35 protein-coding genes are annotated in these 22021 nt (G+C 68.4%); 34 read left to right on the top strand and 1 reads right to left on the bottom strand.

From position 1 onward, the window contains the following. Nucleotides 1-8: 8 nt before the first annotated feature. From rplD to truA, 29 genes are all read left to right on the top strand, one after another. A complete protein-coding gene (rplD, locus tag ACIQR3_RS03285; RefSeq protein WP_215167407.1) occupies nucleotides 9-671 on the top strand; it encodes a 50S ribosomal protein L4 in 663 nt (220 codons plus the stop codon). Next, nucleotides 671-1090 (top strand): 50S ribosomal protein L23, encoded by a 420-nt coding sequence (gene rplW / locus ACIQR3_RS03280; protein WP_215167408.1) that lies wholly within the window; start codon nucleotides 671-673, stop codon nucleotides 1088-1090. The genes rplD and rplW overlap by 1 nt, the downstream gene beginning before the upstream one ends. A 40-nt stretch (nucleotides 1091-1130) precedes the next feature. Continuing rightward, on the top strand, nucleotides 1131-1967 hold the full coding sequence (rplB, locus tag ACIQR3_RS03275) for a 50S ribosomal protein L2 (RefSeq protein ID WP_018543909.1): 837 nt from the start codon (nucleotides 1131-1133) through the stop codon (nucleotides 1965-1967). A gap of 12 nt (nucleotides 1968-1979) precedes the next feature. Further along, nucleotides 1980-2261 carry a 30S ribosomal protein S19 gene (rpsS, locus tag ACIQR3_RS03270; protein WP_403533367.1) on the top strand — a complete coding sequence of 94 codons (282 nt, stop codon included), beginning with the start codon at nucleotides 1980-1982 and terminating at the stop codon, nucleotides 2259-2261. Nucleotides 2262-2304: 43 nt separating this feature from the next. Next, nucleotides 2305-2652, top strand: coding sequence for a 50S ribosomal protein L22 (rplV, locus tag ACIQR3_RS03265; RefSeq protein WP_019329637.1), 348 nt, complete (start codon nucleotides 2305-2307; stop codon nucleotides 2650-2652). Then, nucleotides 2652-3488, top strand: coding sequence for a 30S ribosomal protein S3 (gene rpsC, locus ACIQR3_RS03260; protein ID WP_215167409.1), 837 nt, complete (start codon nucleotides 2652-2654; stop codon nucleotides 3486-3488). Before rplV ends, rpsC begins: the two co-directional genes overlap by 1 nt. A 6-nt stretch (nucleotides 3489-3494) precedes the next feature. Continuing rightward, nucleotides 3495-3914 (top strand): 50S ribosomal protein L16, encoded by a 420-nt coding sequence (gene rplP / locus ACIQR3_RS03255; protein ID WP_190206087.1) that lies wholly within the window; start codon nucleotides 3495-3497, stop codon nucleotides 3912-3914. Then, nucleotides 3914-4138, top strand: coding sequence for a 50S ribosomal protein L29 (gene rpmC / locus ACIQR3_RS03250; protein WP_010036720.1), 225 nt, complete (start codon nucleotides 3914-3916; stop codon nucleotides 4136-4138). Before rplP ends, rpmC begins: the two co-directional genes overlap by 1 nt. After that, nucleotides 4138-4425 carry a 30S ribosomal protein S17 gene (rpsQ, locus tag ACIQR3_RS03245; protein ID WP_189417909.1) on the top strand — a complete coding sequence of 96 codons (288 nt, stop codon included), beginning with the start codon at nucleotides 4138-4140 and terminating at the stop codon, nucleotides 4423-4425. Before rpmC ends, rpsQ begins: the two co-directional genes overlap by 1 nt. 98 nt (nucleotides 4426-4523) lie before the next feature. Continuing rightward, nucleotides 4524-4892, top strand: a complete 369-nt coding sequence (rplN, locus tag ACIQR3_RS03240; RefSeq protein ID WP_003974257.1) for a 50S ribosomal protein L14 — start codon at nucleotides 4524-4526, stop codon at nucleotides 4890-4892. Nucleotides 4893-4894: 2 nt separating this feature from the next. Further along, complete coding sequence (gene rplX / locus ACIQR3_RS03235; RefSeq protein WP_010036713.1) at nucleotides 4895-5218, top strand: 50S ribosomal protein L24; 324 nt, start codon at nucleotides 4895-4897, stop codon at nucleotides 5216-5218. Next, the gene (gene rplE / locus ACIQR3_RS03230; protein ID WP_403533361.1) at nucleotides 5218-5775 is read left to right on the top strand and encodes a 50S ribosomal protein L5; all 558 of its coding nucleotides are present in this window, start codon (nucleotides 5218-5220) and stop codon (nucleotides 5773-5775) included. The genes rplX and rplE overlap by 1 nt, the downstream gene beginning before the upstream one ends. Before the next feature lie 5 nt (nucleotides 5776-5780). Continuing rightward, the gene (locus ACIQR3_RS03225) at nucleotides 5781-5966 is read left to right on the top strand and encodes a type Z 30S ribosomal protein S14 (RefSeq protein WP_003948630.1); all 186 of its coding nucleotides are present in this window, start codon (nucleotides 5781-5783) and stop codon (nucleotides 5964-5966) included. Nucleotides 5967-6177: 211 nt separating this feature from the next. After that, nucleotides 6178-6576, top strand: coding sequence for a 30S ribosomal protein S8 (rpsH, locus tag ACIQR3_RS03220; RefSeq protein ID WP_007384075.1), 399 nt, complete (start codon nucleotides 6178-6180; stop codon nucleotides 6574-6576). A gap of 24 nt (nucleotides 6577-6600) precedes the next feature. Continuing rightward, a complete protein-coding gene (gene rplF / locus ACIQR3_RS03215) occupies nucleotides 6601-7140 on the top strand; it encodes a 50S ribosomal protein L6 (RefSeq protein WP_215167410.1) in 540 nt (179 codons plus the stop codon). Between the two features lie 3 nt (nucleotides 7141-7143). Beyond that, a complete protein-coding gene (gene rplR, locus ACIQR3_RS03210; protein WP_215167411.1) occupies nucleotides 7144-7527 on the top strand; it encodes a 50S ribosomal protein L18 in 384 nt (127 codons plus the stop codon). 36 nt (nucleotides 7528-7563) lie between these two features. Further along, on the top strand, nucleotides 7564-8169 hold the full coding sequence (rpsE, locus tag ACIQR3_RS03205; RefSeq protein WP_108014598.1) for a 30S ribosomal protein S5: 606 nt from the start codon (nucleotides 7564-7566) through the stop codon (nucleotides 8167-8169). A gap of 2 nt (nucleotides 8170-8171) precedes the next feature. Next, complete coding sequence (rpmD, locus tag ACIQR3_RS03200; RefSeq protein WP_003974250.1) at nucleotides 8172-8354, top strand: 50S ribosomal protein L30; 183 nt, start codon at nucleotides 8172-8174, stop codon at nucleotides 8352-8354. A gap of 2 nt (nucleotides 8355-8356) precedes the next feature. Next, nucleotides 8357-8812 carry a 50S ribosomal protein L15 gene (rplO, locus tag ACIQR3_RS03195; protein WP_189417905.1) on the top strand — a complete coding sequence of 152 codons (456 nt, stop codon included), beginning with the start codon at nucleotides 8357-8359 and terminating at the stop codon, nucleotides 8810-8812. 241 nt (nucleotides 8813-9053) lie between these two features. After that, entirely contained in the window at nucleotides 9054-10367 is a 1314-nt protein-coding gene (gene secY, locus ACIQR3_RS03190; RefSeq protein ID WP_403533357.1) for a preprotein translocase subunit SecY, read from the top strand. Beyond that, nucleotides 10367-11020: an adenylate kinase gene (locus tag ACIQR3_RS03185; protein WP_215167413.1), complete on the top strand. Its 654-nt coding sequence runs from the start codon at nucleotides 10367-10369 to the stop codon at nucleotides 11018-11020. Before secY ends, ACIQR3_RS03185 begins: the two co-directional genes overlap by 1 nt. Before the next feature lie 228 nt (nucleotides 11021-11248). After that, complete coding sequence (map, locus tag ACIQR3_RS03180; protein WP_403533353.1) at nucleotides 11249-12085, top strand: type I methionyl aminopeptidase; 837 nt, start codon at nucleotides 11249-11251, stop codon at nucleotides 12083-12085. Between the two features lie 153 nt (nucleotides 12086-12238). Then, the gene (infA, locus tag ACIQR3_RS03175) at nucleotides 12239-12460 is read left to right on the top strand and encodes a translation initiation factor IF-1 (protein WP_003948620.1); all 222 of its coding nucleotides are present in this window, start codon (nucleotides 12239-12241) and stop codon (nucleotides 12458-12460) included. Between the two features lie 68 nt (nucleotides 12461-12528). Beyond that, nucleotides 12529-12642, top strand: coding sequence for a 50S ribosomal protein L36 (gene rpmJ / locus ACIQR3_RS03170; RefSeq protein WP_003974245.1), 114 nt, complete (start codon nucleotides 12529-12531; stop codon nucleotides 12640-12642). Between the two features lie 188 nt (nucleotides 12643-12830). After that, nucleotides 12831-13211 carry a 30S ribosomal protein S13 gene (gene rpsM / locus ACIQR3_RS03165; protein ID WP_004984507.1) on the top strand — a complete coding sequence of 127 codons (381 nt, stop codon included), beginning with the start codon at nucleotides 12831-12833 and terminating at the stop codon, nucleotides 13209-13211. Nucleotides 13212-13280: 69 nt separating this feature from the next. Further along, on the top strand, nucleotides 13281-13685 hold the full coding sequence (gene rpsK, locus ACIQR3_RS03160; RefSeq protein WP_003948617.1) for a 30S ribosomal protein S11: 405 nt from the start codon (nucleotides 13281-13283) through the stop codon (nucleotides 13683-13685). 118 nt (nucleotides 13686-13803) lie between these two features. Then, nucleotides 13804-14826, top strand: a complete 1023-nt coding sequence (locus tag ACIQR3_RS03155) for a DNA-directed RNA polymerase subunit alpha (protein ID WP_003966937.1) — start codon at nucleotides 13804-13806, stop codon at nucleotides 14824-14826. A 115-nt stretch (nucleotides 14827-14941) separates the two neighbouring features. After that, entirely contained in the window at nucleotides 14942-15394 is a 453-nt protein-coding gene (gene rplQ, locus ACIQR3_RS03150; RefSeq protein WP_403533350.1) for a 50S ribosomal protein L17, read from the top strand. Between the two features lie 145 nt (nucleotides 15395-15539). Next, nucleotides 15540-16406 (top strand): tRNA pseudouridine(38-40) synthase TruA, encoded by an 867-nt coding sequence (gene truA, locus ACIQR3_RS03145; RefSeq protein ID WP_403533347.1) that lies wholly within the window; start codon nucleotides 15540-15542, stop codon nucleotides 16404-16406. A gap of 78 nt (nucleotides 16407-16484) precedes the next feature. On the opposite strand, the gene ACIQR3_RS03140 is transcribed toward truA, so the two are convergent. Then, on the bottom strand, nucleotides 16485-17372 hold the full coding sequence (locus tag ACIQR3_RS03140) for a hypothetical protein (RefSeq protein WP_403533344.1): 888 nt from the start codon (nucleotides 17370-17372) through the stop codon (nucleotides 16485-16487). A gap of 74 nt (nucleotides 17373-17446) precedes the next feature. On the opposite strand from ACIQR3_RS03140, the gene ACIQR3_RS03135 reads away from it, so the two are divergent. The 5 genes from ACIQR3_RS03135 (at nucleotide 17447) to ACIQR3_RS03115 (ending at nucleotide 21934) form a co-directional block, all read left to right on the top strand. Continuing rightward, the gene (locus ACIQR3_RS03135) at nucleotides 17447-18661 is read left to right on the top strand and encodes a glycosyltransferase 87 family protein (RefSeq protein WP_403533342.1); all 1215 of its coding nucleotides are present in this window, start codon (nucleotides 17447-17449) and stop codon (nucleotides 18659-18661) included. A 204-nt stretch (nucleotides 18662-18865) separates the two neighbouring features. Beyond that, nucleotides 18866-19309: a 50S ribosomal protein L13 gene (gene rplM / locus ACIQR3_RS03130; protein WP_055632362.1), complete on the top strand. Its 444-nt coding sequence runs from the start codon at nucleotides 18866-18868 to the stop codon at nucleotides 19307-19309. Between the two features lie 44 nt (nucleotides 19310-19353). Further along, entirely contained in the window at nucleotides 19354-19866 is a 513-nt protein-coding gene (rpsI, locus tag ACIQR3_RS03125) for a 30S ribosomal protein S9 (RefSeq protein ID WP_215167419.1), read from the top strand. Between the two features lie 178 nt (nucleotides 19867-20044). After that, nucleotides 20045-21403, top strand: coding sequence for a phosphoglucosamine mutase (gene glmM, locus ACIQR3_RS03120; protein WP_403533339.1), 1359 nt, complete (start codon nucleotides 20045-20047; stop codon nucleotides 21401-21403). Nucleotides 21404-21484: 81 nt separating this feature from the next. Continuing rightward, nucleotides 21485-21934 carry a hypothetical protein gene (locus ACIQR3_RS03115; RefSeq protein ID WP_403533336.1) on the top strand — a complete coding sequence of 150 codons (450 nt, stop codon included), beginning with the start codon at nucleotides 21485-21487 and terminating at the stop codon, nucleotides 21932-21934. Nucleotides 21935-22021: the final 87 nt, after the last annotated feature.

The raw sequence follows: 22021 nt of genomic DNA, 5'->3' as shown, positions 1-22021 counted from the left end.
GGTAACCGATGAGCACTGTTGACATCCTTTCGCCGGCGGGCGACAAGGCCGGTACCGTCGAGCTCCCCGCGGAGATCTTCGACGTCGAGAAGGTCAGCGTTCCGCTGATCCACCAGGTCGTCGTCGCGCAGCTGGCCGCTGCCCGCCAGGGCACCCACAAGACCAAGACGCGTGGCGAGGTCCGCGGCGGTGGCAAGAAGCCGTACCGCCAGAAGGGCACCGGTCGAGCCCGTCAGGGTTCGACCCGCGCGCCGCAGTTCGCCGGTGGTGGCGTCGTGCACGGTCCCGTGCCGCGCGACTACTCGCAGCGCACCCCGAAGAAGATGAAGGCTGCCGCCCTGCGTCACGCCCTCACCGACCGGGCGCGTCACAACCGCATCCACGTCGTCTCCGGCGTGGTCGAGGGCGAGATCTCCACCAAGGCCGCCAAGACGCTGTTCGGCAAGATCAGCGAGCGCAAGAACCTGCTGCTCGTCGCCGACCGCTCGGACGAGGCCGCGTGGCTCTCCGCCCGCAACCTGCCCCAGATCCACATCCTGGAGCCGGGCCAGCTGAACACGTACGACGTTCTCGTCTCGGACGACGTGGTCTTCACCCAGGCCGCGTTCGAGTCCTTCGTGTCTGGCACGGCTAAGTCGCCGGCTGCTGACACCGAAGGGAGCGAAGCCTGATGGCTACGCGTCACCCGAGCATCGCCTCGAAGGCGGCCAAGGCCGCCAAGGCCGCGCGCGTCGCCAAGGCACGTCGCCACGAGGCCGAGGGCAAGAACACCGTCGTCACCCCGGCGAGCAAGGCGTTCACGGACCCCCGTGACGTCCTGCTGAAGCCGGTCGTGTCGGAGAAGAGCTACGCGCTGCTCGACGAGGGCAAGTACACCTTCATCGTCGCGCCGGGCGCCAACAAGACCCAGATCAAGCAGGCCGTGCAGGCGGTCTTCTCGGTCAAGGTCACCGGGGTCAACACGATCAACCGCCAGGGCAAGCGCAAGCGCACCCGCACCGGTTTCGGCCAGCGCGCCGCGACCAAGCGCGCCATCGTGACCCTCGCCGAGGGCGACCGTATCGACATCTTCGGCGGTCCGACCTCCTGACGGAGGTCCGGATCGTCCGATATCGGACGAGGACTGAGAAATGGGAATCCGCAAGTACAAGCCGACGACTCCTGGCCGTCGTGGCGCCAGCGTCGCCGACTTCGTCGAGGTCACGCGGTCCACGCCGGAGAAGTCGCTGGTTCGCCCGCTGCACAGCAAGGGCGGCCGTAACAACGCCGGTCGTGTGACCGTTCGCCACCAGGGTGGCGGACACAAGCGCGCCTACCGCGTCATCGACTTCCGTCGGCACGACAAGGACGGCGTGCCGGCGAAGGTCGCGCACATCGAGTACGACCCCAACCGCACCGCGCGCATCGCGCTGCTGCACTACGCCGACGGCGAGAAGCGCTACATCCTCGCCCCGCGCAACCTGCAGCAGGGTGACCGCGTCGAGAACGGTCCCGGGGCCGACATCAAGCCGGGCAACAACCTCGCCCTGCGCAACATCCCGGTCGGTACGACCATCCACGCGATCGAGCTGCGCCCCGGTGGCGGCGCCAAGTTCGCCCGCTCCGCCGGCGCCTCCGTGCAGCTGCTCGCGAAGGAGGGCGCCTACGCCCACCTGCGCATGCCGTCCGGTGAGATCCGCCTGGTCGACGTCCGCTGCCGCGCCACCGTCGGCGAGGTCGGCAACGCCGAGCAGTCGAACATCAACTGGGGCAAGGCGGGCCGCAAGCGGTGGCTGGGCGTTCGCCCGACCGTCCGTGGTGTGGTCATGAACCCGGTGGACCACCCGCACGGTGGTGGTGAGGGCCGGACCTCCGGTGGCCGCCACCCCGTGTCCCCGTGGGGCAAGAAGGAAGGCCGTACTCGTTCGCCCAAGAAGGCGTCGAACAAGTACATCGTCCGCCGCCGCAAGACGAACAAGAAGCGCTAAGGACGGGTTGAGATGCCGCGTAGCTTGAAGAAGGGGCCCTTCGTCGACGACCACCTGATCAAGAAGGTGGACGCACAGAACGAAGCCGGCACCAAGAACGTCATCAAGACCTGGTCCCGTCGCTCGATGATCGTCCCCAGCATGCTGGGCCACACGATCGCGGTGCACAACGGCAAGACCCACATCCCGGTGTTCGTCACCGAGTCCATGGTCGGCCACAAGCTCGGCGAGTTCTCGCCGACCCGCACCTTCCGGGGTCACGTCAAGGACGACCGGAAGTCGAAGCGCCGCTAACGGCGGGGTGGAATCGACTATGACTAACACCGAAGGGACAACCATGGAAGCCAGGGCCCAGGCGCGGTACATCCGCGTCACGCCCATGAAGGCCCGCCGCGTGGTGGACCTCATCCGTGGCATGGACGCCACGGAGGCTCAGGCGGTCCTGCGTTTCGCCCCGCAGGCCGCGAGCGTGCCGGTCGGCAAGGTGCTGGACAGCGCCATCGCCAACGCCGCGCACAACTACGACCACACCGACGCCGACAGCCTCTACATCTCCGAGGCGTACGTCGACGAGGGCCCGACCCTGAAGCGGTTCCGTCCGCGCGCCCAGGGCCGCGCCTACCGGATCCGCAAGCGGACCAGCCACATCACCGTGGTCGTCAGCAGCAAGGAAGGAACCCGGTAATGGGCCAGAAGGTAAACCCGCACGGGTTCCGGCTCGGTGTCACGACCGACTTCAAGTCGCGTTGGTACGCCGACAAGCTGTACAAGGACTACGTCAAGGAAGACGTCGCCATCCGTCGGATGATGACGTCCGGCATGGAGCGCGCCGGCATCTCGAAGGTGGAGATCGAGCGCACCCGTGACCGTGTCCGCGTGGACATCCACACGGCGCGTCCGGGCATCGTCATCGGCCGCCGCGGCGCCGAGGCCGACCGCATCCGCGGTGACCTGGAGAAGCTGACCGGCAAGCAGGTCCAGCTGAACATCCTCGAGGTCAAGAACCCGGAGACGGACGCTCAGCTGGTGGCCCAGGCCGTCGCCGAGCAGCTCTCCTCCCGCGTCTCCTTCCGCCGCGCCATGCGCAAGAGCATGCAGTCGGCGATGAAGGCGGGCGCCAAGGGCATCAAGATCCAGTGCGGTGGCCGCCTCGGCGGCGCCGAGATGTCCCGCTCGGAGTTCTACCGCGAGGGCCGCGTGCCCCTGCACACGCTCCGCGCGAACGTGGACTACGGCTTCTTCGAGGCCAAGACGACCTTCGGCCGCATCGGCGTGAAGGTCTGGATCTACAAGGGCGACGTCAAGAACATCGCCGAGGTCCGCGCCGAGAACGCCGCTGCCCGCGCCGGCAACCGCCCGGCCCGTGGTGGCAACGACCGCCCGGCCCGTGGTGGCCGCGGTGGCGAGCGTGGCGGTCGCGGTCGCAAGCCGCAGCAGCAGTCGGCTCCGGCCGCCGAAGCCCCCAAGGCTGACGCGCCCGCCGCTGCGGCTCCGGCTGAGAGCACCGGAACGGAGGCCTGACCAGTCATGCTGATCCCCCGTAGGGTCAAGCACCGCAAGCAGCACCACCCCAAGCGCAGTGGTATGGCGAAGGGTGGCACGCAGGTTGCGTTCGGCGAGTACGGCATCCAGGCGCTGACCCCGGCGTACGTCACGAACCGCCAGATCGAAGCGGCTCGTATCGCCATGACCCGCCACATCAAGCGTGGCGGCAAGGTCTGGATCAACATCTACCCGGACCGCCCCCTCACCAAGAAGCCGGCCGAGACCCGCATGGGTTCCGGTAAGGGTTCCCCGGAGTGGTGGGTGGCCAACGTCAAGCCCGGACGCGTCATGTTCGAGCTGTCGTACCCCAACGAGAAGATCGCGCGCGAGGCCCTGACCCGTGCGGCCCACAAGCTGCCGATGAAGTGCAAGATCGTCAAGCGCGAGGCAGGTGAAGCGTGATGTCGGCCGGTACCAAGGCGTCCGAGCTGCGCGAGCTGGGCAACGAGGAGCTGCTCAACAAGCTCCGCGAGGCCAAGGAAGAGCTGTTCAACCTCCGCTTCCAGGCGGCGACGGGTCAGCTCGAGAACCACGGCCGGCTCAAGGCCGTCCGTAAGGACATCGCGCGGATCTACACCCTGATGCGTGAGCGCGAGCTGGGCATCGAGACGGTGGAGAGCGCCTGATGAGCGAGAGCAACGTGACTGAGAACAACACCGAGGCGCGCGGCTTCCGTAAGACCCGTGAGGGCTACGTCGTCAGCGACAAGATGGACAAGACCGTCGTCGTCGCCGTCGAGGACCGCGTCAAGCACGCGCTGTACGGCAAGGTCATCCGCCGTACCAACAAGCTCAAGGCGCACGACGAGCAGAACGCCGCGGGTGTCGGCGACCGCGTCCTCCTCATGGAGACCCGGCCGCTGTCCGCCACGAAGCGCTGGCGCGTCGTCGAGATCCTCGAGAAGGCCAAGTAATTCTCCTGCGGGCAAACCCGCAGGACAGTTCCGCCAGGCTCCGGGGGCCGGTCGCTTGATCGGCCCCCGGGGAACCGGCAGACAATCAGGAGATAGACGTGATCCAGCAGGAGTCGCGACTTCGTGTCGCCGACAACACGGGTGCGAAGGAAATCCTCACCATCCGTGTGCTCGGTGGCTCAGGTCGCCGCTACGCGGGTATCGGTGACGTCATCGTCGCCACCGTCAAGGACGCGATCCCCGGTGGCAACGTGAAGAAGGGTGACGTCGTCAAGGCGGTCATCGTTCGCACCGTCAAGGAGCGCCGCCGTCCGGACGGCTCGTACATCCGCTTCGACGAGAACGCCGCCGTCATTCTGAAGAACGACGGCGACCCTCGCGGCACCCGTATCTTCGGCCCCGTCGGCCGTGAGCTGCGCGAGAAGAAGTTCATGAAGATCATCTCCCTCGCGCCGGAGGTGCTGTGAGCATGAAGATCAAGAAGGGCGACCTGGTCCAGGTCATCACCGGTAAGGACAAGGGCAAGCAGGGCAAGGTCATCGCGGCCTTCCCCCGCGAGGACCGCGTCCTGGTCGAGGGTGTCAACCGGGTCAAGAAGCACACCAAGGCCGGGCCGACCGCTCGCGGTTCGCAGGCCGGCGGCATCGTCACCACCGAGGCGCCGATCCACGTCTCCAACGTCCAGCTGGTCGTGGAGAAGGACGGCAAGAAGGTCGTGACCCGCGTCGGTTACCGCTTCGACGACGAAGGCAACAAGATCCGCGTTGCCAAGCGGACGGGTGAGGACATCTGATGGCTACCACCACCACTCCGCGTCTGAAGACGAAGTACCGCGAGGAGATCGCGGGCAAGCTGCGTGACGAGTTCAAGTACGAGAACGTCATGCAGATCCCCGGCCTCGTCAAGATCGTGGTCAACATGGGTGTGGGCGACGCCGCCCGCGACTCCAAGCTGATCGAGGGCGCCATCAAGGACCTCACCACGATCACCGGTCAGAAGCCGGCCGTCACCAAGGCCCGCAAGTCCATCGCGCAGTTCAAGCTGCGTGAGGGTCAGCCGATCGGTGCCCACGTCACGCTCCGTGGCGACCGCATGTGGGAGTTCCTGGACCGCACCCTGTCGCTCGCGCTGCCGCGCATCCGCGACTTCCGCGGCCTGTCCCCCAAGCAGTTCGACGGCCGTGGCAACTACACCTTCGGTCTCACGGAGCAGGTCATGTTCCACGAGATCGACCAGGACAAGATCGACCGCGTCCGGGGTATGGACATCACCGTGGTCACCACGGCGACCAACGACGCTGAGGGCCGCGCGCTCCTTCGTCACCTCGGCTTCCCCTTCAAGGAGGCGTGAGCGAGATGGCGAAGAAGGCTCTGATTGCCAAGGCTGCTCGCAAGCCGAAGTTCGGTGTGCGTGGCTACACCCGCTGCCAGCGCTGTGGCCGCCCGCACTCCGTGTACCGCAAGTTCGGCCTCTGCCGCGTGTGCCTTCGTGAGATGGCTCACCGTGGCGAGCTGCCGGGCGTGACCAAGAGCTCCTGGTAGTCCCCTTACAGGGACTCCCCAGGGCTCTCGGTAAGCAACTGGGTCGGCAGGGGCCCACCCTCGCATGCCTTAGGCTTGTGGGGTTGGGCGCCTGTCGTGCCCATACGACTTACTACGCCGTAGGTCCACCGCGCCGCACCCGTCCCGTCTCGGATCGGGGAGAGGGATGGCGCACCAGGAAACCCCGGCGAGAGAGGCCGAAGGCCAATTCATGACCATGACTGATCCGATCGCAGACATGCTTACGCGTCTGCGGAACGCGAACTCGGCGTACCACGACTCCGTGACGATGCCGGCGTCCAAGATCAAGTCTCACATCGCGGAGATCCTCCAGCAGGAGGGCTTCATCACGGGCTGGAAGGTCGAGGACGCCGAGGTCGGCAAGAACCTCGTCCTGGAGCTGAAGTTCGGCCCCAACCGTGAGCGCTCCATCGCGGGCATCAAGCGGATCTCCAAGCCCGGTCTCCGGGTGTACGCGAAGTCCACCAACCTGCCGAAGGTGCTCGGCGGCCTGGGCGTGGCGATCATCTCCACGTCGCACGGGCTCCTCACCGACAAGCAGGCCGGCAAGAAGGGCGTGGGTGGGGAAGTCCTCGCCTACGTCTGGTAGCGGAAGGGAACGGAGGAAACAGCTATGTCGCGCATCGGCAAGCTCCCCATCGCGGTTCCCGCCGGCGTGGACGTCACCATCGACGGCCAGACGGTCTCGGTCAAGGGCCCCAAGGGCTCGCTGACCCACACCGTCGTGGCGCCGATCGAGATCGCCAAGGGTGAGGACGGCGTGCTCAACGTCACCCGCCCCAACGACGAGCGTCAGAACAAGGCCCTGCACGGCCTGTCCCGCACGCTGGTGGCGAACATGATCACCGGCGTGACCCAGGGTTACGTGAAGAAGCTCGAGATCAGCGGTGTCGGTTACCGCGTTGTCGCCAAGGGTTCGAACCTGGAGTTCTCCCTCGGCTACAGCCACCCGATCCTGGTCGAGGCCCCCGAGGGCATCACCTTCAAGGTCGAGGCCCCCACCCGTTTCTCGGTCGAGGGCATCGACAAGCAGAAGGTCGGCGAGGTCGCGGCCAACATCCGCAAGCTGCGCAAGCCCGACCCGTACAAGGCCAAGGGCGTCAAGTACGAGGGCGAAGTCATCCGCCGCAAGGTCGGAAAGGCGGGTAAGTAAGCCATGGCATACGGGCAGAAGATCCTCAAGGGCGACGCTTACAAGCGCGCCGCGATCAAGCGCCGTCACATCCGCATCCGCAAGCGTGTCGCGGGTACGGCGGAGCGTCCCCGTCTGGTCGTGACCCGCTCCAACCGCCACATCGTGGCGCAGGTCATCGACGACCTGAAGGGCCACACCGTGGCGTCGGCGTCCACCCTGGACACCTCGATCCGCGGTGGCGAGGGCGACAAGTCCGCGCAGGCCAAGCAGGTCGGTGCCCTGGTCGCCGAGCGCGCCAAGGCCGCCGGTGTCGAGGCCGTGGTGTTCGACCGTGGTGGTAACCAGTACGCCGGGCGCATCGCCGCCCTGGCGGACGCCGCCCGCGAGGCCGGGCTCAAGTTCTGAGCCGCTTGTAGCTAGCGGAAAGAGAGAGGTAATCCAATGGCTGGACCCCAGCGCCGCGGAAGCGGTGCCGGTGGCGGCGAGCGGCGGGACCGGAAGGGCCGTGACGGCGGCGCTGCTGCCGCCGAGAAGACCGCATACGTTGAGCGCGTCGTCGCGATCAACCGTGTCGCCAAGGTTGTGAAGGGTGGTCGTCGCTTCAGCTTCACCGCGCTGGTCGTGGTGGGCGACGGTGACGGCACCGTGGGTGTCGGTTACGGCAAGGCCAAGGAGGTGCCGGCCGCCATCGCCAAGGGTGTCGAGGAGGCCAAGAAGCACTTCTTCAAGGTCCCCCGTATCCAGGGCACCATCCCGCACCCGATCCAGGGTGAGAAGGCTGCCGGCGTCGTCCTGCTCAAGCCCGCGTCGCCCGGTACCGGTGTTATCGCCGGTGGTCCGGTGCGTGCCGTGCTCGAGTGCGCCGGTATCCACGACATCCTGTCGAAGTCGCTCGGCTCCGACAACGCGATCAACATCGTGCACGCGACCGTGGCGGCCCTCAAGGGCCTGCAGCGTCCCGAGGAGGTCGCGGCCCGCCGCGGTCTGCCGCTCGAGGACGTCGCCCCCGCGGCTCTTCTCCGTGCGCGTGCCGGGGCGGGTGCGTAATCATGGCGCAGCTCAAGATTACGCAGGTCAAGTCCTACATCGGCAGCAAGCAGAACCACCGTGACACCCTGCGTTCCCTTGGTCTCAAGGGCATCAACACGCAGGTCGTCAAGGAGGATCGTCCCGAGTTCCGCGGCATGGTGCACACCGTCCGCCACCTCGTGACGGTCGAGGAGGTCGACTGATCATGGCGGAGCAGAACCCGCTCAAGATCCACAACCTCCGTCCCGCCCCGGGCGCCAAGACCGCCAAGACCCGTGTGGGTCGTGGTGAGGCGTCGAAGGGTAAGACGGCCGGTCGTGGTACCAAGGGTACGAAGGCCCGCTACCAGGTTCCGGAGCGCTTCGAGGGTGGCCAGATGCCCCTCCACATGCGTCTTCCGAAGCTGAAGGGCTTCAAGAACCCGTTCAAGACCGAGTACCAGGTCGTGAACCTCGACAAGCTGGCCAAGCTCTACCCGCAGGGTGGCGAGGTCACGGTCGAGGACCTGGTGGCCAAGGGCGCCGTTCGCAAGAACAGCCTGGTCAAGGTCCTCGGCGAGGGCGAGATCTCCGTCGCGGTCGAGGTGAAGGTCGACAAGGCCTCCGCCTCCGCCAAGGAGAAGATCGCCGCCGCCGGCGGCAGCGTCACCGAGCTCGTCTGAACACCACAGGCGTCTCGATGACTTGAGCGATCCCGACCGGGGATACCCCACAAATGGGGTATCCCCGGTTGGTCGTTCCAAGGGCAGTGGTCTCGCCGGTAAGGTGACCGGAACTGCCCACTTTCACGGGTGTCACACATGGGGCACCCTGAGCGGCAGTTGACCGTTACTCATTAAGTCGTCAGTCGAACCTCAAGACCGTCACCCTTGACGCGCCAGCGCGGGGGTCGCAGGAGGCACCGTGCTCACCGCGTTCGCCCGGGCGTTCAAGACGCCCGACCTGCGCAAGAAGCTCCTCTTCACGCTCGGGATCATCGTCGTGTACCGCGTGGGTACGCACATCCCCATCCCGGGCGTCGACTACAAGAGCGTTCAAGAGTGTGTGGACCAGGCGTCCGGCAACCAGGGCCTCTTCGGTCTGGTCAACATGTTCAGCGGCGGCGCCCTGCTGCAGATCACGGTCTTCGCGCTCGGCATCATGCCGTACATCACGGCCAGCATCATTCTGCAGCTGCTGACCGTCGTGATCCCGCGCCTGGAAGCCCTGAAGAAGGAGGGCCAGGCCGGCACGGCGAAGATCACGCAGTACACCCGCTACCTGACCATGGCACTCGCCATCCTCCAGGGCACCGGCCTGGTGGCCACCGCGCGCAGCGGCGCCCTCTTCTCCGGCTGCACCGTGGCCAACCAGATCGTCCCGGACCAGGCGATCTTCACCACCATCGTCATGGTGATCTGCATGACCGCCGGCACCGCCACCGTGATGTGGCTCGGTGAGCTGATCACCGACCGCGGCATCGGCAACGGCATGTCGATCCTCATGTTCATCTCGATCGCCGCGACCTTCCCGTCCGCCCTGTGGGCGATCAAGACGCAGGGCTCGCTGGCCGACGGCTGGATCGAGTTCGGCACGGTCATCGCGGTCGGCCTGGTCATGGTCGGCCTGGTGGTCTTCGTCGAGCAGGCACAGCGCCGCATCCCCGTGCAGTACGCCAAGCGGATGATCGGCCGCCGTTCCTACGGCGGTACGTCCACGTACATCCCGCTCAAGGTGAACCAGGCGGGCGTGATCCCCGTCATCTTCGCGTCGTCGCTGCTGTACATCCCGGCTCTGATCGCCCAGTTCTCCAGCGGCACGTCCGGCTGGAAGACCTGGATCGAGGCCAACCTCGTCCAGGGCGATCACCCCATCTACATCACGCTTTACTTCTTGCTCATTGTTTTCTTCGCGTTCTTCTACGTGGCGATCTCCTTCAACCCCGAGGAAGTCGCGGACAACATGAAGAAGTATGGTGGCTTCATCCCGGGCATCCGGGCTGGCCGACCGACCGCTGAGTATCTGAGCTACGTACTCAACCGGATCACCTGGCCGGGTTCGCTGTATCTGGGTCTTATCGCTCTCGTGCCGACGATGGCGTTGGTTGGTTTCGGGGCAAACCAGAACTTCCCGTTCGGTGGTACCAGCATCCTGATCATCGTGGGTGTGGGACTGGAGACGGTGAAGCAGATCGAGAGCCAGCTCCAGCAGCGCAATTACGAAGGGTTCCTCCGCTGATGCGAATCGTCCTCGTCGGGCCGCCGGGTGCCGGTAAGGGAACGCAGGCCACCCGCCTTGCCGAGACGCTGCACATCCCGCACATCTCCACGGGTGATCTGTTCCGCGCCAACATCAGCCGGCAGACGGAGCTGGGCAAGCTCGCGAAGTCCTACATGGACGCGGGGAATCTCGTCCCCGACGAGGTCACCATCGCCATGGCGAAGGACCGCATGGAGCAGCCCGACGCCGAGGGCGGCTTCCTGCTGGACGGCTTCCCGCGCAACGTCTCCCAGGCGGAGGCGCTGGACGAGCTGCTCGAGACCGAGGACATGAAGCTCGACGCGGTGCTGGACCTGGAGGCGCCGGAGGAAGAGGTCGTCAAGCGCATCGCCGGACGGCGCGTGTGCCGCAACGACTCGTCGCACGTCTTCCACGTCACGTACAAGCAGCCGGCCAAGGAGGGCGTCTGCGACGTCTGCGGCGGCGAGCTGTACCAGCGGGACGACGACTCCGAGGAGACCGTGCGCAAGCGGCTGGAGGTCTACCACACGCAGACCGAGCCGATCATCGACTACTACAAGTCGCAGGGGCTGGTCGTGACCATCTCCGCGATGGGGGCGGTCGACGAGGTCACGGGGCGGGCGCTGGAGGCGCTCAAGCGCGACCAGTAGGTTTGACGTGCGTGCAGCCGCGGTCCGCCTTCCGGCGGGCCGCGGCTGTCGTATGGAGGGCCTCGCGCGGCCCGGCGCCGGCGGCGTACCGTCCGCGCCCACCAGTGCCACCTGAGCCACCCGTGCCACCCGTGCCGCCCGGCGGCACGACTGCCCGCGGATCGACGGCCCCGTATCGTTGAGGGTGTTCGTCCCCTTCCCCTGGTTGAGAGAGGCCGCAGGTTTTCCATGGTGCAGATCAAGAGTCCCGAGCAGATCGCCAAGATGCGTGAGGCGGGGCTGGTCGTCGCCGCCATTCACGCGGCCACGCGGGAGGCGGCCGTGCCCGGCGCCACCACCAAGGACCTGGACCAGGTCGCCCGCAAGGTGCTCGCGGAGCACGACGCCAAGCCGAACTTCCTCGGCTACGGCGGCTTCCCCGCGACGATCTGCACCTCGGTCAACGAGGTCGTCGTCCACGGCATCCCCTCCGACGAGGTCGTGCTGAAGGACGGGGACATCATCTCCATCGACTGCGGGGCGATCATCGACGGCTGGCACGGCGACGCCGCCTACACCGCCTTCGTGGGGTCCGGCCACGCGCCGGAGCTGGTCGAGCTCTCCCGGGTGACCGAGGAGTCGATGTGGGCCGGGATCGCCGCCATGAAGCAGGGCAACCGGCTGGTCGACATCTCCCGGGCGGTCGAGACGTACATCCGCCGGCAGCCCAAGCCCGGCGGCGGCCGGTACGGGATCATCGAGGACTACGGCGGCCACGGCATCGGCACCGAGATGCACATGGACCCGCACCTGCTGAACTACGTCGACCGGCGTCGGGGCAAGGGGCCGAAGCTGGTCCCCGGGTTCTGCCTGGCCATCGAGCCGATGGTGTCGCTCGGCACCCCGCGGACGCGGGTGCTGGAGGACGAGTGGACGGTCATCACGACCGACGGCACCTGGTCCTCGCACTGGGAGCACTCCGTCGCGCTCACCGAGCAGGGCCCCCTGGTGCTGACCGCCCCCGACGGCGGCAAGGCCAAGCTGGCGGAGCTGGGGATCACGGCCGCGCCCGACCCGCTCGCATAGTGATCTCCCCGGTGGGGCAGACTTCCTCGTTTCGCCTTTCCGGGGGTGCTGACGTAGACTGACTCGTCGGCTCTGGTGCACCCGCATGTCTGCATGCAGACGTGTGTAAGTGTCGCGGGAGTCGATCAAGGTAGTCGATTCGAAGGGCGAAGCGTGGCCAAGAAGCAGGGTGCCATCGAGATCGAGGGCACTGTCGTCGAGTCTCTGCCGAACGCCATGTTCAAGGTTGAGCTCCAGAACGGCCACCAGGTCCTGGCACACATCAGCGGCAAGATGCGTATGCACTACATCCGCATCCTCCCTGACGACCGGGTCGTGGTGGAGCTGTCTCCGTACGACCTGACGCGTGGCCGGATCGTCTACCGGTACAAGTAGATCTTGCCCACGTCCCGTGGCCGCCAGGCCGGGGGACCGCCGGCAACTGACCCGGAGAACCTCACCCCATGAAGGTCAAGCCGAGCGTCAAGAAGATCTGCGACAAGTGCAGGGTGATCCGCCGTCACGGTCGGGTCATGGTCATCTGCGACAACCCGCGCCACAAGCAGCGCCAGGGCTGACGCAGTACCCTCCCTCCGCGATTCGCAGTACTTCGCGCGACGCGAGCTGAATATGTTCATACGCAGGACCCGGGCGCTCACGTGCCCGACACCCCCGGTTCGGAGGCCGGGGACCCTGTCCGTACCTGGTACGGCGGGCGGGGAGCCGGTTCTGTGGAAGACCTCCGAAGATCACCAGGAGCCATTGAATGGCACGCGTTTCCGGTGTTGACATCCCGCGCGAAAAGCGCGTGGAGATCGCCCTCACCTACGTGTTCGGCATCGGCCGGACCCTCTCGCAGCAGACGCTCGCCGCGACCGGCGTGGACCCGAACACCCGTGTTCGGGACCTCTCCGAGGAGCAGCTCGTCGCGATCCGCGAGTACGTCGACAACAACATCAAGACCGAGGGTGACCTCCGTCGCGAGATCCAGGCCGACATCCGCCGCAAGGTCGAGATCGGCACCTACCAGGGTCTGCGTCACCGCCGTGGTCTGCCGGTGCGCGGTCAGCGCACCAGCACGAACGCTCGTACCCGCAAGGGCCCGCGTCGCGCCATCGCCGGTAAGAAGAAGCCGGGCAAGAAGTAGTCCTCAGCGGACAACGCTTCATCAGCGGTCTTCGCTGTAGGACCGACCACCTCCCCGTAGGAGTTACAGATGCCCCCCAAGGGACGTCAGGGCGCTGCCAAGAAGGTGCGCCGCAAGGAAAAGAAGAACGTCGCTCACGGCCACGCGCACATCAAGAGCACGTTCAACAACACGATCGTGTCCATCACGGACCCGACCGGCAACGTGATCTCCTGGGCCTCCGCCGGCCACGTCGGCTTCAAGGGCTCCCGGAAGTCCACGCCGTTCGCCGCGCAGATGGCCGCCGAGTCGGCCGCCCGTCGCGCGCAGGAGCACGGCATGCGCAAGGTCGACGTGTTCGTGAAGGGCCCGGGTTCCGGTCGTGAGACCGCGATCCGCTCCCTCCAGGCCACCGGTCTCGAGGTCGGCTCCATCCAGGACGTCACGCCGACCCCGCACAACGGCTGCCGTCCGCCGAAGCGCCGTCGCGTCTGACGTTCGCTTCTCGGCTTGCGGTTCCGGGCGGTACGGCTCCTTTCGGTCGTGCCGCCCGTACCCTTGCAGTACATGGTCGGGCGTCAAATAGCGGGCGCCCCTGACTGAAGGAACACACATGCTGATCGCTCAGCGTCCCTCGTTGACCGAAGAGGTCGTCGACGAATTCCGGTCCCGGTTCGTGATCGAGCCGCTGGAGCCGGGCTTCGGCTACACCCTCGGCAACTCCCTGCGTCGTACGCTCCTGTCGTCGATCCCCGGTGCGGCCGTCACCAGCATCCGGATCGACGGTGTCCTGCACGAGTTCACCACCGTGCCGGGCGTCAAGGAGGACGTCACCGACCTGATCCTCAACATCAAGCAGCTGGTCGTGAGCAGTGAGCACGACGAGCCGGTCGTGATGTACCTGCGCAAGCAGGGCCCGGGTCTGGTCACCGCCGCCGACATCGCGCCCCCGGCCGGTGTCGAGGTGCACAACCCCGACCTCGTCCTCGCCACGCTCAACGGCAAGGGCAAGCTGGAGATGGAGCTGACGGTCGAGCGCGGCCGCGGTTACGTCTCCGCCGTGCAGAACAAGCAGGTCGGCCAGGAGATCGGCCGCATCCCGGTCGACTCGATCTACTCGCCGGTGCTGAAGGTCACGTACAAGGTCGAGGCCACGCGTGTCGAGCAGCGCACCGACTTCGACAAGCTGATCGTCGACGTCGAGACCAAGCAGGCGATGCGTCCGCGTGACGCCATGGCCTCCGCCGGCAAGACCCTGGTCGAGCTGTTCGGTCTCGCCCGCGAGCTGAACATCGACGCCGAGGGCATCGACATGGGTCCGTCCCCGACGGACGCCGCGCTCGCCGCTGATCTGGCGCTGCCGATCGAGGAGCTGGAGCTCACCGTTCGGTCGTACAACTGCCTCAAGCGCGAGGGCATCCACTCCGTGGGTGAGCTGGTCGCGCGGTCCGAGGCGGATCTGCTCGACATCCGCAACTTCGGTGCGAAGTCGATCGACGAGGTCAAGGCCAAGCTCGCGGGCATGGGCCTGGCGCTCAAGGACTCGCCTCCCGGGTTCGACCCGACCGCCGCGGCCGACGCCTTCGGCGCGGACGACGACGCGGACGCCGGGTTCGTGGAGACCGAGCAGTACTGACGGCTGTGCCTTCCGGGGGACGTCCGCGTCCCCCGGATCTCCGACAGGCGACCGCCTGCTCGGATACTGACCCCGGTACCTGATACGGCCGGGGCAGACACCTAGGAGAAACATCATGCCGAAGCCCACCAAGGGTGCCCGTCTGGGCGGCAGTGCCGCGCACGAGAAGCTGCTGCTCGCGAACCTCGCGAAGTCGCTCTTCGAGCACGGCAAGATCACCACCACCGAGGCGAAGGCCCGCAAGCTGCGGCCGTACGCCGAGCGTCTGGTCACCAAGGCGAAGAAGGGCGACCTTCACAACCGCCGTCAGGTGCTCCAGGTGATCACGGACAAGAGCATCGTCCACACGCTCTTCACCGAGATCGGCCCGCGCTACGAGAACCGGCCGGGCGGCTACACGCGTATCACCAAGATCGGCAACCGCCGTGGTGACAACGCGCCCATGGCCGTCATCGAGCTGGTCGAGGCGCTGACGGTCGCCCAGGAGGCGACCGGCGAGGCCGAGGCCGCGACGAAGCGTGCGGCCAAGGACGCCGAGGCGCCCGCTGAGGAGTCGAAGGACGCGTAAGCGTCTGCCGGGTGCTGTGGTCTTGGCGGCTGCGGCTCGTTCGTGGCTGGTCGCGCAGTTCCCCGCGCCCCTTGAGGGGTGCGTTGCGGGTCCGTTCCTCTTCGGAGGGGCGGGCCCGCTTTCACGTGGGTGAAAGGATCTGGGTGTGAGCGATGGAGTAGCGGACGGGCACGTGCGGGTGCGGCTCGATCTGTCCTACGACGGGACCCACTTCTCCGGCTGGGCCAAGCAGGCCGGGGGGCGGCGGACCGTGCAGGGGGAGATCGAGGACGCGTTGCGGACGGTCACGCGGTCGGGGGAGCGGACGTACGAGCTGACCGTGGCCGGGCGGACGGACGCGGGGGTGCACGCGCGGGGGCAGGTCGCGCACGTCGATCTGCCGGCGGAGGTGTGGGACGAGCACCGGGAGAAGCTGCTCAAGCGGCTGGCCGGGCGGTTGCCGAAGGACGTGCGGGTGTGGTCGGCCGAGGAGGCGCCGGCGGGGTTCGACGCGCGGTTCTCGGCGGTGTGGCGGCGGTACGCGTACCGCGTCACCGACAACCCGGGCGGGGTCGACCCGCTGCTGCGGGGGCATGTGCTGTGGCACGACTGGCCGCTGGACGTCGACGCCATGAACGAGGCGGCGCGGGCGCTGCTGGGGGAGCACGACTTCGCCGCCTACTGCAAGCGGCGGGAGGGGGCCACCACCATCCGGACCTTGCAGGAGCTGAGCCTGGTGCGGGGGGCGGACGGGGTCGTCACCGCGACGGTGCGGGCCGACGCCTTCTGCCACAACATGGTGCGCTCGCTGATCGGGGCGCTGCTGTTCGTCGGGGACGGCCACCGGGGGCCCGAGTGGCCGGGGAAGGTGCTGGCGGCCGGGGTGCGGGACTCGGCGGTGCATGTGGTGCGGCCGCACGGGCTGACGCTGGAGGAGGTCGGCTACCCGGCCGACGAACTGCTGGCGGCGCGGAACCTGGAGGCCCGGAACAAGCGGTCATTGCCCGGCAGGGCGGGCTGTGCAGCCTGCTAGTTCCACAGGATCTCCCTCAGCAGGATCTCCCTCCCCAGCATCTCCCACCGCGGCCGGAGCGCCGGCGGGCGGCCGGAGTCAGCCGCTCGCCGCCGCCGAGGCCTGCGCCTCCCCCCGTCGGTGGATCTGGCGGTAGGTGAACGTGCCCAGGTCGTCGCCGGTGCGGAAGACCGCCGTGTCCTGTTCCGTGACGTCCTTGCCGCCGGTGAAGCCGGCGACGGTGAAGTAGACGTAGCGGCCGTAGGAGTTGGTCGTGTTCCGGCAGACGGGGCCGTCGCAGAAGGAGGCGACGCCGCCGCCGGAGAGCGGCTTGACGATGCTCCTGGTGTCGGTCTGCGCCTTGGCCTGGGCCGCCTTCGCGGCGGTGTCGAAGACGGCGACGCCGACCGTGACCGCGATGTCGTCCTTGGTGTAGGTGACGCGCATCAGCCGGGTGCAGTCGTTGGCCTCCAGCACCTTCGGCAGCGTCTGCTGGGCGGCCGAGGAGCAGGTGGTGGTGTCGGCCGTCGGACCCTTCTTGTAGACCGTCTCGCCCATGGTCAGCTGGGTGCCGGGGAAGAGGGTCTCCGGGCTGAGCGCGGCCGTGTCCTTCTTGGCGCTGGAGATGAAGTCCTTCGGGTCCAGCGGAGGCGGCGCGCTGGTCGGGGCGAACGACGGCGCCGCGGCCGACGCGCTCGGGATCTCGGCCGCGCTCGGCAGCTGGGACGTCGGCGAGTCCGACGCCTGGCCCGAGCCGTCCGCCGAGACGACGGCCACGGCGACGGCGGCCGCCACCGCCACGGTGGCCAGCGCCCCGCCGCCGATGAACAGCAGCCGGCGGCGCTTGGCGCGCGCCTCGGACGCCTCGGCCAGCGCGGCCCAGTCCGGGGTGTCACCACCCCCGCTGTTCCACGGCTGTTGCTGCTGTTGGGATTGCGGTGTCCAGGGATCCCACTGGGAGTCAGGTCCCCCCTGCCCAAAGCTCATGGGGCGCATCTTAGACGGGACAGATGGCGTGCTGGTCCGTGTCCACGGGGAGGGGAGCGCCTAGCGTTCCGGTCATGCGTACCGGCAAAAGTGACATCTCGGGGTGGTTGGGGCAGACGGCGGGGCGGGCGGCGTGGGCGGTGCTCGTGGCGGTGCTGGGCGCCCTGGTGGTGCACGCCGGGCGGGTGACCTCGGGCGGAGGGATGGACAACGCCATCGTCGTGCGGGCCGCCCGGGCCTGGCTGACGGGCGGCGACCCCTATGACGATCCCCACTTCCTCTATTTCCCGAGCGCGGTCCTGGCCGCCGTACCGCAGGCCCTGCTGCCGCCGGCGGTGCTGCGGTGGGCGGTGCCGCTCGTGGTGGCCGGGCTGCTGGCGCTGGGCTGGGCGTGTGCTCTGCGGCTGCACGGGGTGGCGCGGGACAGCCGGCTCGCCGTACTGGGGCTGACCGGGCTCGCGGCGGGGTTCGCGCCGTTCGCGCACCTGGTGCGGCTGGGCAACTGGACCGTCACGGCGGCCCTCGCCCTGCCGCTCTGCCTGCTCCTCGCGCACCGGGGCCGGTGGGTCGCGGCGGGCGCGGTGCTCGGCGCCGCCGTCGCGCTGAAGCCGCTGCTCGTCCCGGCCGCCCTGCTCTTCGTCCTGGCCGGGAGGTGGCGGGCGCTGGCGGCGGCCGTCCTGGTGCCGGCCCTCGCCTCCGGGGCGGCGGCCCTGCTGATGCCCGACCCGGCCGGCTTCTTCACCCGCACCCTCCCCTTCCTGCTGAGCGGCGACGACGGCTTCGTACGGCTCTACGAGGCGTCCCCGGCGGCCGTGCTGCCCCGGCTCGGCGTGCCCGCGCCGCTCGCCCAGGGGCTGGCCGTCCTGGCGGCGGGTGCCGGGGTGCTGTGCGCCCGGGTGCGCTGGTGGCGCGGTGATCCCGGGCCGCTGCGGTACGCCGAGACCGCCGCCGGCCTGATGCTCTCGGCGTTCCTGGTCTCCCGCCCGTCCTACGACCACTATCTGCTGGTCGTCGTGCCCCTGCTGCTCGCCGGGCTGCCGTACGGCGACTCGGTCGCCCGGCGCCCCGGGTTCTGGGTCGCGCTGGTGCCGCAGCTGCCCGGCGTGACCTGGCCCTGGCTGGAGACGGGGCGGCGGCGGGCCTTCCGGGACGCGGTCACGCTGAGTGCGCTGGCGGTGACGGTGGCGGCGCACGCCCGGGGCGGCCGGGCGCCCCGGGTTCCGGCGGGGGGTGGCGTGCGGTCACGTACGCTGGAGGTGGACAGCGGTTCCGGGCGGCCCTCGTTTTGACCCTTCTGGGGGCACACCGGTATCCTGCATGTTCGTTGTGTATTGGCTTGCTCATTCTCACGGGACGGGCCCTTACACCGGTCCACCGGGCCGATGACCAGCGACCCACGTACGCGGTATGCGTCGCCGCAGTGCGGTCCAGGCTGTCGTGATCGTTTCGGTGACCTGTTCAGGACCATTCACTCGAAGCGAAGGCTACGAACCGTGCGTACGTACAGCCCCAAGCCCGGCGATGTGACGCGCCAGTGGCACGTCATCGACGCTCAGGACGTCGTCCTGGGCCGTCTGGCCTCCACCGCGGCCTCCATCCTGCGTGGCAAGCACAAGCCGATCTACGCGCCCCACGTCGACACCGGTGACTTCGTCATCATCATCAACGCCGACAAGGTGCACCTCTCCGGCAACAAGCGGACCCAGAAGATGGCCTACCGCCACTCCGGCTACCCGGGCGGTCTGCGCTCCGTCCGCTACGACGAGCTCCTGGACAAGAACCCGGAGAAGGCCATCGAGAAGGCCGTCAAGGGCATGCTCCCCAAGAACACGCTGGGCCGTCAGATGCTCTCGAAGCTGAAGGTCTACAAGGGTGACCAGCACCCGCACGGCGCGCAGCAGCCGCAGCCGTTCGAGATCACCCAGGTCGCGCAGTAAGTCCGGCCACCCCCAAGACTGAACAGAATCTTCTGAGGAGAATCGTGGCCGAGACCACTGCCGAGCAGCCGCTCGAAGAGCTTGACATCGACAGCTACACCACCGAGTCCGAGGTGCCCGTCGAGGGCGAGTACACCTCCGAGTCGATGGCCTCCCGCTTCGGCGAGCCCCAGCCGGCCGCCGGCCTGGGCCGCCGCAAGAACGCCATCGCCCGTGTCCGGATCGTCCCGGGCACCGGCAAGTGGAAGATCAACGGCCGCACCCTTGAGGACTACTTCCCCAACAAGGTGCACCAGCAGGAAGTCAACGAGCCCTTCAAGGTGCTCGAGCTGGACGACCGCTACGACGTCATCGCCCGGATCTCCGGTGGCGGCGTCTCCGGCCAGGCCGGTGCCCTCCGTCTCGGTGTCGCCCGCGCGCTGAACGAGGCCGACGTGGACAACAACCGCGGCGCCCTCAAGAAGGCCGGCTTCCTGCGCCGCGACGACCGCGCGGTCGAGCGGAAGAAGGCCGGTCTGAAGAAGGCCCGCAAGGCCCCGCAGTACAGCAAGCGCTAAACCCCACGCGCCTGCGCGTACTCCGAACGCCCCGGCGGCACGCCACTTGTGCCTCCGGGGCGTTCGTTTATCCACAGCCGGGGGCGTATAACGGCACAAGACGCTCAAAGGCTTATGTGATCGGATGTCGGTTCGGGTGTCGGTGCGGTGTGCATCTGACGATTCCTCAGGAGGACAAGTGGGACGACTCTTCGGCACGGACGGCGTGCGCGGTGTCGCCAACGCGGATCTGACGGCCGAGATGGCGCTCGGCCTCTCCGTCGCCGCGGCGCACGTACTGGCCGAGGCGGGCACGTTCGAGGGGCACCGGCCGACCGCCGTGGTCGGACGTGACCCGCGGGCGTCCGGCGAATTCCTGGAGGCCGCCGTCGTCGCGGGCCTGGCCAGCGCCGGTGTCGACGTGCTGCGGGTCGGGGTGCTGCCGACGCCCGCGGTCGCCCACCTGACCGGCGCCCTCGGCGCCGACCTCGGGGTGATGCTCTCCGCGAGCCACAACGCCATGCCCGACAACGGGATCAAGTTCTTCGCCCGCGGCGGCCACAAACTCGCCGACGAGCTGGAGGACCGCATCGAGTCCGTCTACGCCGAGCACCGCACCGGGGCGCCCTGGGACCGGCCGACCGGGGCCGGCGTCGGCCGGGTGCGGGAGTACAAGGAGGGGCTCGACCAGTACGTCGCCCACCTCGTCGGCGTGCTGCCGAACCGGCTGGACGGGCTGAAGATCGTCCTCGACGAGGCGCACGGGGCGGCCTGGCGGGTCTCGCCGGAGGCGTTCGCGCGGGCCGGCGCCGAGATCGTCACCATCGGTGCCGAACCGGACGGCCTCAACATCAACGACGGCTGCGGCTCCACCCACCTGGACCTGCTGAAGGCCGCCGTCGTGGAGCACGGCGCCGACCTCGGCATCGCGCACGACGGTGACGCCGACCGCTGCCTGGCCGTGGACCACACCGGCGCGGAGGTGGACGGCGACCAGATCCTCGCCGTGCTGGCCCTGGCGATGCGGGAGCGGGGCGCGCTGCGCTCGGACACGGTGGTCGCCACCGTCATGTCCAACCTGGGCTTCAAGCTCGCCATGGAGCGCGAGGGCATCGAGTTCGTGCAGACCGCGGTCGGCGACCGGTATGTGCTGGAGGCGATGAAGCAGCACGGGTACGCCCTCGGCGGCGAGCAGTCCGGGCACGTCATCGTGCTGGACCACGCCACCACCGGCGACGGCACCCTGACCGGGCTGCTGCTGGCGGCGCGGGTCGCGCAGTCCGGACGTACGCTGCGGGAGCTGGCGTCGGTGATGGAGCGGCTGCCGCAGGTGCTGATCAATGTGCCCGATGTGGACAAGTCCCGGGTGACGACCTCCGCCGAGCTGGCCACGGCGGTCGCCGAGGCCGAACGCGAGCTGGGCTCCACCGGTCGGGTGCTCTTGCGTCCCTCCGGGACGGAGCCGCTGGTGCGGGTCATGGTCGAGGCGGCCGACATCGAGCAGGCGCGGGCGGTGGCGGGGCGGTTGGCGGATTCGGTGAAGTCGGCGCTGGGGTAGGTACCGGAGGACACTTCCGCGCTTCGGCCCGAGGACGGCGGCCATGCGTGGACGATGGCGCGATCGGCGTGAGGGGGACGTGTGTACGAGGGACGTGAGGTCGGCCCGGAGGACCTGCTGGAGGTCGCCGGGGACGAGGAGCGGGCCCGCAGTCTGTACCGCACTCTGCGGGACCTGCGGAGCAGTCCCGATCCCCGGCTGCGGGAGATGGCCGCCGGAGTGCTGCGCGGCGACCTCACCGCGCGCGAGGCATTCACCGACCCGGAGTACACCGCCGCCCTGTTCTCCGGCGCCGCCGAGGTGCGCCGGGCCGGGGAGCTGCGGTCCGCCGCCGAGGCGCGGGAGGCCGGCGAGCGCTTCGACGGTTGGCAGCGGGAACGGCGTGCCGACGACGAGGACACCGCGCAGGACCCACCCCCACAGGCCGCGCCGGCCTACCCGCTTCCCAGGCGGCAGGCCGGACCCGGGCGTGATCCCCGCCCCGGTGGTCCGGGCGGACTCCGGCCGACCGGACCCCCACGCCACCGCTGACCCGGATTCGGTGGGCGGGACCGACTGGGCCCGTCCCGTCGGCGAGATCCGGGATTTCCTTCTTCGTGACGCTTTCCCTCTCGTAGT

The sequence above is a fragment of the Streptomyces sp. NPDC090994 genome, assembly GCF_044768905.1.
GTDB lineage: Bacteria > Actinomycetota > Actinomycetes > Streptomycetales > Streptomycetaceae > Streptomyces.
Note: the sequence above shows the minus strand (reverse complement) of the source record. Positions and strands in the feature narration are given on the sequence as shown.